Annotated in this window: 1 protein-coding gene; it reads left to right on the top strand. The window is 61.3% G+C overall.

The window, feature by feature from the left end; genetic code table 11:
- Positions 1-524: 524 nt before the first annotated feature.
- Positions 525-2,885 (top strand): DUF4062 domain-containing protein, encoded by a 2,361-nt coding sequence (locus E8D38_RS27240; RefSeq protein ID WP_140637417.1) that lies wholly within the window; start codon positions 525-527, stop codon positions 2,883-2,885.
- Positions 2,886-3,707 lie beyond the last annotated feature (822 nt).

Here is a 3,707-nt window from a genome sequence, read left to right as displayed (position 1 = left end):
TTCTTCATCGCGTACTCGGCGCTGGCAAAGCTGCGTTGGCTCATGTTGGCGTGGCTGTGTCCGGGTTCCGCGCGGCATGCATGCATCGTGCCGGAGCGGTCAATTGATCAGCGTCTCCCTAACTGAGCCACGGACGGGCCACGCGAAGCGTATGGCGCGCGAGTTCGGGACGCGGTTCGGGCGATCAGCAATACGCCGTCGAACCATCCGCGGAATCTTCTAGAGCGTGCGTCTGCACCCGTCTGGTATCGAACAAGCGCCCCGTGCTGAGCACCTCGTACCGGCGGCGTGACTCGCAGTGCTGAAGGCTCATCGCCGCGACGGCGAAATCAAAGGGCGCCAGGTGGCCGACTACTTGTTTGAGCTGCTGCCGCCTTGGTACGACCTGCCGAGCAGGCGGCGCGAGGCGCCGATGGCGGCTGGTACCGTGGCATCGCCGGAGCCGGCTGCAGCCTGGTTGATCGACAATACCGCCGGTGCTCGCAACAACACGTCGACGCGAGCAATAGCTCTTCGTACAACGTATGTCGAAAATCGTAGAGGTGTTTCTGGCGTCTCCCGGAGACATGGAGGCCGAGCGTGCGATCGTGCGCGAGTGCGTCAATACCTTCAACGACCAGTGGGGCAGCGAGTTCTTCGGCCTGATGTTTCACGTCATCGGCTGGGAGGCCGTCCCGTCGGTCGCACAGCGGCCACAGTCTCGTATCAATGAAGAAGCGAACAAGAGCGACATATTCGTCGGCTTGATGGGACGGCGTTGGGGGACTGAGAGCGGTGAATACAGCTCGGGGTTCTACGAAGAATTTCAGGTCGCGCGGCAGCGATTGAAGGCGACCGGTCGTCCGGAAATCTCGATGTTCTTCAGAACGCCGGACAAGGCCTTGCTCGACGACATCGGCCCCCAGCTCAGCCTGGTGCGCAAGTTCCGGCAGGAGCTGATCGACGGCAAGGAGATTCTCTTTCACGACTTTAGTGCCGACGAAGACCTGCGCAAGCACGTGAACGCGGTGCTCATCGAATACTGCAAAAAGTCCAGGGTATCGGCCACACAGACAAACGATACTGATCCGACGCCACCTTTGAATTCCCCGGTAGGAGAAGGCGATCAAGATCCGGCCGCTACAGGGAACGACGTTGCCGCTGTGTTGTGCGCCGCCGGAGCACCCATACTCGATGAGACGCAAGAGCGGCTCGACTTTTGGGGTGCGTTGCGGCTTCACCTGTACGCCCTGGGGCTGTATTCGAAGCGTCGTCCCTATGTACTTCTGACCACGCACGAGATCAATCTCGTCTACCGGAAGAAGCGCGATTGGGCGGTCACCCCAGCCGAACGCATCGCGCTGGTGAATGCGATGCTCAGCGACGCTCACGGCTATGCGCCTGGATGGTTCTGGCTAACAGACAACGATACGGACGCGCTGCGTTCTCGGCTCACCTACTTTCTGGTTGCCGACGGTGTTGGCAAGGAAACCGCTGCGCGCATCGTCGGCGACGGTGATGAACTCCCGCCGTTCGACATTGTTGAATTCGCGATTAGAGATAGCGCGACGTTCCGGTCGATCCTCCGCTTGCTGAAGCGCATCGGCACGGCGGAACATCTCGTCCTCTTCGAGCAACCCAACGAGCTTCGGAAGACGGACGCCCACGCCTTCTCCTCCGCGCATTTCGCAATCCTTTTAAGAGAAGGCAAAGCACTGCCCGCCGACCTGGTGCTGATGCACGCCGTGGACTATGTCGACGACGCTGCGCGCATGCTGGAACAGCAAGTTCGCGTGATGGATGACGAAGCGCGGACTGCATTGCTTGGAGCCGCAACGAGCAAGCGAGCCCGTCAGGTAGTCATTCGCGCACTGACCGAGGCCGACGCACTCGACCCGGGACGGGCAGAGCGCCTGCTTGACGACCCGGACAAGGCCGTTCGTGAACTAGCTGTTCAGGCGCTCTGCAAATCGGGGCGCAGTTTCACCATGCTCGAACTCGACAACATGTTTCCAGCATCGAAGGCAGCGGGGTTGATGTCGTCGATCATGGATTGGGTCGACAAGGACAAGCTGTTCGGCGAAGGCTTGCGCTGGCGAGCGTATGAAGAACTTCGCCCGCTGCTCGACTACTTCGATGGTGCTGGGCGACAAGCGCACGGGGCAATGCTGGCCGACCACTTCGACAAATATGTCCCCGAGGTGGAGCGCCAGATCGACACCGACTTCGAGGCTTTGCTCCAGGAATCGGAAGCCAAGACGAAGGCGCAAGGCTACTCGCGTATCGCAATATGGGCGAAGTCTGACAATTCGCTCATCGAGTCGATGCGACGCGACTTCATCGGCTCATCGCTCGCGGCGGCTACGTCACACGGGTACGCGAAAGCGCTTGTCTGGGCTCAGAAGTACGCCGCCGCAAAGTATCACGAGGATCTTCGGTCAAGGGCGTTAGTGGCGCTCGTGCAACTTGACAGCGTGCCCGACCTCGAATTCTTCAGAGACGACATCAAGAACCTGTCAGCCGATGCCATTGGCGTTCTGCTGCCGATTTTCCTGAAGACTCACCAAGTCGACATTCGGATGATCGAAGCCGCGGCGTCCAACAAGGCGCTCGATGTGCGGGAGATCGTCATTCGCGCTATCAACGAGCAGTGGCGCGATGCCAGCGCGCCGTTGTTCGAATCCCTTCTTGCATCTGCCGACGAGAAGGTCAGGACACTGGCCGCCATTGTCATGTGGAGTTGCGTCGAACGCGAGGCGCTTGAAGTTGTCCTTGACCGCTACATCGAGCAGCCGTCTTACTACTACGACGTGGCGGCGCTGCTAGACATGGCCGTCTATGCGGTGCCGCCATACGCCGAGCGTCTAAAACAGCGCGCTATCGCCGGGATGCTGCACAAACCGTGAGCTTCAGCCTGCCCTCTTTTTGCGGTTGATCCAGCCTTTCCAGCGAGAGAAGGGGAACGGCGTCGCGCAACTGCCGTCCTTGAACCTAGCAAGCAGATCAGCCAACGGCACGAGCAAGAACCTCGTTCACAAGGCTCCGGAGCTCGGCCTGAGGCCGACGTGCTCGACGCAGCACAGCCGAACGTGGAATTGGACAGCGACACGCTGCGCATACGGGCTCGCCGCATGTTGCGAACACGATTTTCGGCGGGATCGATCCCGGGCGCCTAGGTTGCTCAATCGGCGTTTGATGTACCGCCTTCGGGTCTCCGATAGCACGGGGCGAAGGGCGGGGGACCGGATTGGGTCGGCACTGCGAGTTCGAGCCGTTGGGAATCGGTCGCCGGCGTCACGGGCGGCCTCGCGAGAGTCCTACGGCTGCTGCACCTCGCACAGCCGTCATTCATGCGGCGACGGTCGTCGGGCCGAACGGCTGCTTGGTGCCGGTCGGCGTGAGAACGGCCACCGACGACCAAGGTCCGCACCCGCTGCGGACTTGTCGCTCGCGTCCAAGCTACGTACGAAGGTCGGCAAAGGTGGCGAGCGGGTATCAGCACCTGCCGGCCGAACGTGTCGGAACCAGCCACAGCACGGGCTCGCCGAAGAGCCTTTCGCTCTCCAATTCAAGCGAAGACCTTTAGGCGCCTTGCGCTGCGTGACGTGCGCGACGGGGCTTGATTCCGCGACGGCGACCTCTACCGTCGCCGCATGCTCACGCGCCAGGAAACCGCCGACCTCGAACGCTTTGTCGACGCCGTGAAGGCGTCACTGCCCGGTTACCGG

This window comes from Methylibium rhizosphaerae (assembly GCF_006386545.1).
Lineage (GTDB): Bacteria > Pseudomonadota > Gammaproteobacteria > Burkholderiales > Burkholderiaceae_C > Pseudorivibacter > Pseudorivibacter rhizosphaerae.
The sequence above is the reverse complement of the archived record's forward strand: the minus strand, read 5'-3'. Positions and strand labels throughout refer to the sequence as shown.

Excerpts from the sequence above, each read along its gene's own strand:
- E8D38_RS27240 (WP_140637417.1), top strand. The coding sequence starts at position 525 with ATGTCGAAAATCGTAGAGGTGTTTCTGGCGTCTCCCGGAGACATGGAG.